Source organism: Candidatus Protofrankia californiensis (assembly GCF_900634765.1).
GTDB lineage: Bacteria > Actinomycetota > Actinomycetes > Frankiales > Frankiaceae > Protofrankia > Protofrankia californiensis.
The window spans coordinates 1-5,391 of sequence record NZ_CAAAFT010000092.1 but is presented as its reverse complement, the minus strand read 5'-3'; the positions used below and the strand labels follow the sequence as shown (position 1 = coordinate 5,391).

6 protein-coding genes are annotated in these 5,391 nt (G+C 73.1%); 4 read left to right on the top strand and 2 right to left on the bottom strand.

The features are described 5' to 3' along the window. Nucleotides 1-177 (bottom strand): sigma factor (locus DD1DGNOD_RS05440; RefSeq protein WP_283234658.1); only part of this gene is annotated, 177 nt, incomplete at its 3' end. A 26-nt stretch (nt 178-203) separates the two neighbouring features. Further along, nucleotides 204-611 (bottom strand): YciI family protein, encoded by a 408-nt coding sequence (locus tag DD1DGNOD_RS05435; RefSeq protein ID WP_131766597.1) that lies wholly within the window; start codon nt 609-611, stop codon nt 204-206. 299 nt (nt 612-910) lie between these two features. On the opposite strand from DD1DGNOD_RS05435, the gene DD1DGNOD_RS05430 reads away from it, so the two are divergent. From DD1DGNOD_RS05430 to DD1DGNOD_RS05415, 4 genes are all read left to right on the top strand, one after another. Beyond that, nucleotides 911-1,156 carry a transposase family protein gene (locus tag DD1DGNOD_RS05430; RefSeq protein ID WP_241251460.1) on the top strand — a complete coding sequence of 82 codons (246 nt, stop codon included), beginning with the start codon at nt 911-913 and terminating at the stop codon, nt 1,154-1,156. 270 nt (nt 1,157-1,426) lie between these two features. Then, a complete protein-coding gene (locus tag DD1DGNOD_RS05425; protein WP_131766595.1) occupies nt 1,427-2,221 on the top strand; it encodes a hypothetical protein in 795 nt (264 codons plus the stop codon). Continuing rightward, entirely contained in the window at nt 2,218-4,161 is a 1,944-nt protein-coding gene (locus DD1DGNOD_RS05420; RefSeq protein WP_131769587.1) for a type IV secretory system conjugative DNA transfer family protein, read from the top strand. Before DD1DGNOD_RS05425 ends, DD1DGNOD_RS05420 begins: the two co-directional genes overlap by 4 nt. A gap of 305 nt (nt 4,162-4,466) precedes the next feature. Then, nucleotides 4,467-5,391: hypothetical protein (locus DD1DGNOD_RS05415; protein WP_131769586.1), on the top strand; the 925-nt coding region annotated here is incomplete at its 3' end.

Below are 5,391 nucleotides of genomic sequence, written 5' to 3'. Positions count from 1 at the left end.
GACCAGCCAGCCCTTCGGGTCCCGCGGCGGGTCGGCCGGCCAGACGCGGACCGCCTCGACCAGCGCGTCCTGCACGGCGTCCTCGGCCGCCGCGAAGTCGGCCCCGCGACGGACGAGGATCCCGAGCACGCCCGGCGTGAGGCTCCGGAGCAAGGCCTCGTTCACCCGAGAGGTCACTCCGTGACGGTGTCCATCTTCAGAGGTCACTCCGTGATGGTGGGCGGCGCGGTCAGGAACGGGCGCACCTCGAGCCACTCGTGGATCGGTTCCCCGCCCGCCCCAGGGGCGGCCGACAGGTCCCCGGCCAGCGCGATGGCGCGCTCGTAGCTGTCGACGTCGATCACCATCCAGCCAGCGATGAGGTCCTTGGTCTCGGCGAACGGGCCGTCGGTGACCGGCGGGCGCCCCTCACCGTCGTACCGGACGAACGTCCCCTCGGGGGCGAGTGCCTGACTGTCGACGAACTCGCCGGTCCCCTCAAGCCGGGCCGCGAAGTCGTGCATGTACCGCATGTGCGCCGCGATCTCCTCCGGCGTCCACCGGTCCATCGGCACGTCGTTGACCGAAGCCGGAGCGCCGCGGTAGTGCTTGAGCAGCAAGTACTTGGCCATCGTGTTTCTCCTCGGTGCTGGTGCGACCCATGGTGGTCACGTTCACCGCGGGGACGGAGCCAGTCACGGGTTCTCGACATCGCCGTCCGAATTTTTCGGCTCCCGTAGATGAACCTGGATAAGCCGTCTCGTGCTGTCCGGCTCCACGGCGTGGCGCGAGGGCGCGACGGAACGAGGTCTTCCACGATCAGCAGCGACCAAACACCTGAATCAGGAGAAGGCCTCGCGTGCGTCACCGTACGTGTGGTCCTGGCGCGTCGTGGTGTGCTCGGACCGATGAGGTGTTCGGCGTGGAGGACATGCACCTCCTCGACGTCACCCGCGATCCCGACGTCGGCGGTGAACAGGGTCTGGTGGTGCTGGACGTCGAGTCCGACGCCGATCTGACCGGCTGTCCGGACTGCGGGGTGGTCGCGGTCGGCCACGGCCGGCACGTCCAGGTCCTGCACGACGCTCCGTGCTTCGGCACGCCGGTGCGGGCGCGGTGGCGCAAGCGGATCTGGCGCTGCCCCGAACCCTCGTGTCGTCGAGGGATCTGGAGCTAAGGGGATGGAATTTGAACCCCGATCCAGGTCGCTACCTGTGGAAACGCTGCTGATCACCGAGCAACAGACAGCAGAGGAAGGTACGTCCGAACCCACAGTAACCGTAACGTGATGGGGCCCCGGCCGTGTGGCGAGCCGGGCCTTTCCACGCCGCCGCCATAGCGATGACGGTGCGGGGGATTCGCGCGATGCGCGGATTTGCCGCGATGCGCGTGGCGGTGCGCGTTGTGATGGCTCTGGTGATGATACCGGTGCGGACCGTTGCCTGTCATGACGTACACCGACACCTCGACCGCCGAGCCGGCGGGATTCGTCCCGCGGACGGCGGTGCTGCGAGCCTGGCAGGCCGACTGGGACCGCTGGCAGCACGGCGCGCAGGCCCGCGACGCTCTGCACCGCTGGGCGGCTGACCCGCTTCTTGCCCCGCACACCGGTTCGATTGCCTCGTTGCTGGCGGCCTGCGGCCGGGACCGGCAGGTGCCCACCGCGACCGCGGACACCCGCCTGCACAGGCTGATCAGCCATGCGTGCGACGGTGACCCGGCCGCCGGGCGGGTGGTGCTGGAGCGGGTGATGCCCGCGTTGACCGTCCAGGCGGCCCGCTGGGCCGCCCGGTCGCCGATGCCGTTCTCGGCTGCGCTCACCGAGCTGGTGGCCAGCGCCTGGCTGGTCATCGCGACCTATCCGGTGGACCGGCGTCCGGTGAAAATCGCGGCGAACGTGGTCCGCGACACCGTCTATCAGATACACGGCTATGTGCCGGTTCTCGACCGGCTGACGGTCACCTGCCCGCAGCCGGTGGAACGCCCCGCCCGGCTCGACGGCCGGCCCGCCGACACCACCGATCCCCTCGCCGACCTGTTTGATGTCGTCACCGACGGGCTGGCGCACGGGGTTCCCGGCCCGGCCCTGCGTACCGTCGCGGAGATCGCGGCTGGTTTCTCCCAGACGGAGATCGCCGCACGGGCGGGGATCACTGTCCGGGGGGTGCGGGCCCGCCGGGACCGGGCGGTCCGCGCGCTCGCCGCCGTGGTGGCCGCCGACCGGGCCGGGGGCCGGTCATGACCGGCGGTGGGGGTGGCCTGCTGCTGGCCGGCGCGGACATCGTGCTGCTCGCCGCCGTCCTGGGCCTGGCCGGGACGGTCATGGCGGTGTGGGGTGGCGCGCAGCTGGCCGCGGTGTTCTTCGGCGGCCACCGGCCCGTGCCGGCGGGGCTGCGGGACACGCTCGCGGCCCTGCCCGGCCTGGTCATCCATCCGGCCGATCCCCGGCAGGCCTGGCCGGACCCGGTCGCCGCCGGCCTGCCCGGCCCGGCCGGCTACTGGACGGCCACCCTCCTCCCACTGGCCGTCGTGCTCCTCACCGCCGCCGTCGTGGTGACGGCGGCCGGGTGGGGTGGGGCCGGGGTGGCCCGCCGGCGGCGGATGGGCCTGAACCCCGACGCCCGGTTCGCCCGCGTCTGGGAGCTGATGCCGCTGTGGGTGTCCGCTCCCACCCCCGGCCGGATGATCCTCGGGATGGTGCGGACCGGAGGCGTCCACCGGCTGCTGGCCACGGAAAACCCGGCCCGGCCGCCGGACCGCTCGGTGCCCCGGCTGCTGCGCCGGCGGGTGGAACGTCGCCGCGGCGGCCGGGGCGCGGTGGTCGTGGTCGGCCCGTCCCAGTGCGGGAAGACGTCGGCGTGCGCGATCCCCGCGATCCTGGAATGGGCCGGGCCGCTGATCGCCCTGTCGGTGAAGGCCGACCTGATGGGCGCCACCCTGGACCGGCGCCGCCGCCTCGGCGAGGTGCGGGTGTTCGACCCCACCGGGATCACCGGGGAGAACTCGTCGGCCTGGTCGCCGCTGCGTGACGCGCGCCGTCTCGCCGGGGCCCGGCAGGCCGCCCGGTCGATCGCGAACAGCACCGACTGGAACACCGGCGCGTCCGGGGACATGAGCTTCTGGGTCGCCGCGGCCGAGGATCTCCTCACCGTGCTGTTCTGGACCGCCGCCCACACCGGCCTGGGCATGGACAGCGTCGTCGGCTGGATCCAGGGCATGGACAAGGACACCGTCCTGCGCTTTCTCTCGGCGTTCGCCGGCCACACCGACCCGGACATCGCCGCCGAGGGCCAACAGATGCTGGACGGGTTCACCGCGGTGTGGAAAACCGATCAGCGGCAGATCTCCTCGGTGTATCTGGTGGCCCGGCAGATGATCCGCCCCTGGCAGGAACCGGCGGTGGCCCGCTCCGCCGCCCACCCGGCCATCGACCTGCCCTGGCTCCTCGGCGGCGGGCAGCCCCACGAAGACGGCCAGACCACCGGCGGCGCCAACAGCCTGTTCCTGTGCGCGGACCTGGACGAGGCCGACCGGCTCGCCCCCGTCCTCGGCGGCCTCGTCGACGACCTGATCCGCGACGTCTACGCCCAGGTCGCCCGCACCGGACAACCCCTGGACCCGCCGCTGCTCGTCGTCATCGACGAGGCCGGGAACTGGCCGATGCGCAACCTGCCCGGACGGATCTCCACCTGCGCCGGCATGGGCATCCAACTGTTGCTCGTCTACCAGAGCAAGGCCCAGATCGACGCCGCCTACGACACCCGCGCCGACATCGTCCTGTCCAACGCCGTCACCAAAATCTTCTTCTCCGGGCTGTCGGACACCGCCAGCCTCGACTACGCCGCCAGCCTGCTCGGCAGCGAACACATCCCGGCCCGCTCCATCTCCGCCGACCTCGCGCCGGTCGGGGCCGCCCGCCGCGGGATCTCCGCCGCGCCGACCCGGCTGGAACTCCTGCCCGCCGCGCTACTGCGCCAGGTCGCCCCCGGCCAGGCCCTGCTCATCCACCACACCCTGCCACCCACGCACCTGCACGGCCGCTACTGGTTCCGCGACCCACAGCTGCGCGCCCTCGCCACCGGCGAACCCACGCACGCCACCCACCCGCGCTCCTTGGGACGGACGCGGCCGTGGCGCACGCTGGCCCGGGCGGCCGGACGGCTCCGGCGGGGCCAGTCATGAGCCGGCCCGCTCCCGGTCGGCACGGCTCGGCGGACGGCTCCGCGGCGACGCCTGGGACGCCTGGGACGCCTGGGACGCCTGGGACGCCTGGGACGCCTGGGACGCCTGGGACGCCTGGGACGCCTGGGACGCCTGGGACGCCTGGGACGCCTGGGACGCCTGGGACGCCCAGTCTGGATGGCATCTCGGCGGTCATCGACCCGGACATCGCACCGGTCATCGCCGCAGCTCAGCCAGCGGATCCCTGGGCGGCACCGCCCGTCGACACGGGCAGGTGGACGCCCGCGCGTCCGTACGGCGGGCCGGTGCTTCTCGGCACCGTCGCCGGTGCCTGGCGGGTCGGCGCCGACCCGCGCACCGGGATGTGCGTGGCGATCCACACGCCCGGGCCGGTCGCCACGGACGCCCTGTTCGACGCCCCGGACGGGGTAGCCGTCATCGCCGCGTCCAGTTGGGATCTGGAGTCCCGGCTCGGCTGGGTCCTGCCGGACGCGGTGCATGGCGCGGTCCGGGCCGGTCGCGCCGTTCTCGCCGCGCCGGCCCCCGGCAGCGAGCCGGCCCACGGCGCGACAGCGGATTCGGATCTGGGTCCGGTGGGCAAGCGGATGCCGGCCCCGTCCGGCCTGATGCACGTACCAGGCCAGCGCGCCACGACCTACCGACGCGCCCTGGCCGCCTCCCGGGTGGCACACGCCTGGACGCTGGACGGTCGGGACAATCCCGCCGACCGCTTCCACGTCGACATCGTCGCCCTACGGTCCGCCGCCTCCGACACCAGAGAGCTCCTCCCGGGCCGGCGGATGCTGCTCTACCGGCTGCGCCACAACCATCAGGTGATCTTCGCCGGGGATGACATCGAGGCCCCCGCCGGCCTCGACGTCCGCGGCGACGACACGCTGCGCCGCCTGCTCGGGATACTCCTCGACCCGCAGCCGGACCCGCCGCTCACCCCCCACCAGCAGGCGTTCCTCACCCGGCACACCGACGAGCTACGCAGCCTCACCGTCGACATTCCCGGCCCGTACGGGGCGGGGACCCGGGTCGCGGTACACCTACCCGACGGCACACAGGCGACCGGCACGATCCTCGACCGGATCACCGACCGGACCGGCACCGTCCGCTCCTACGGCTGGCACCCGGACGACGCACGCCTGCCCGGACACCCCTGGCAGACCGACACCGACCACCGCAACCGAATCGTCAGCCCGGCCGGCGCGGTCACCGCCACCC

Coding starts and splice junctions, on each gene's coding strand:
- DD1DGNOD_RS05435 (WP_131766597.1), bottom strand. CDS start 611: ATGGCCAAGTACTTGCTGCTCAAGCACTACCGCGGCGCTCCGGCTTCG.
- DD1DGNOD_RS05430 (WP_241251460.1), top strand. CDS start 911: ATGCACCTCCTCGACGTCACCCGCGATCCCGACGTCGGCGGTGAACAG.
- DD1DGNOD_RS05425 (WP_131766595.1), top strand. CDS start 1,427: ATGACGTACACCGACACCTCGACCGCCGAGCCGGCGGGATTCGTCCCG.
- DD1DGNOD_RS05420 (WP_131769587.1), top strand. CDS start 2,218: ATGACCGGCGGTGGGGGTGGCCTGCTGCTGGCCGGCGCGGACATCGTG.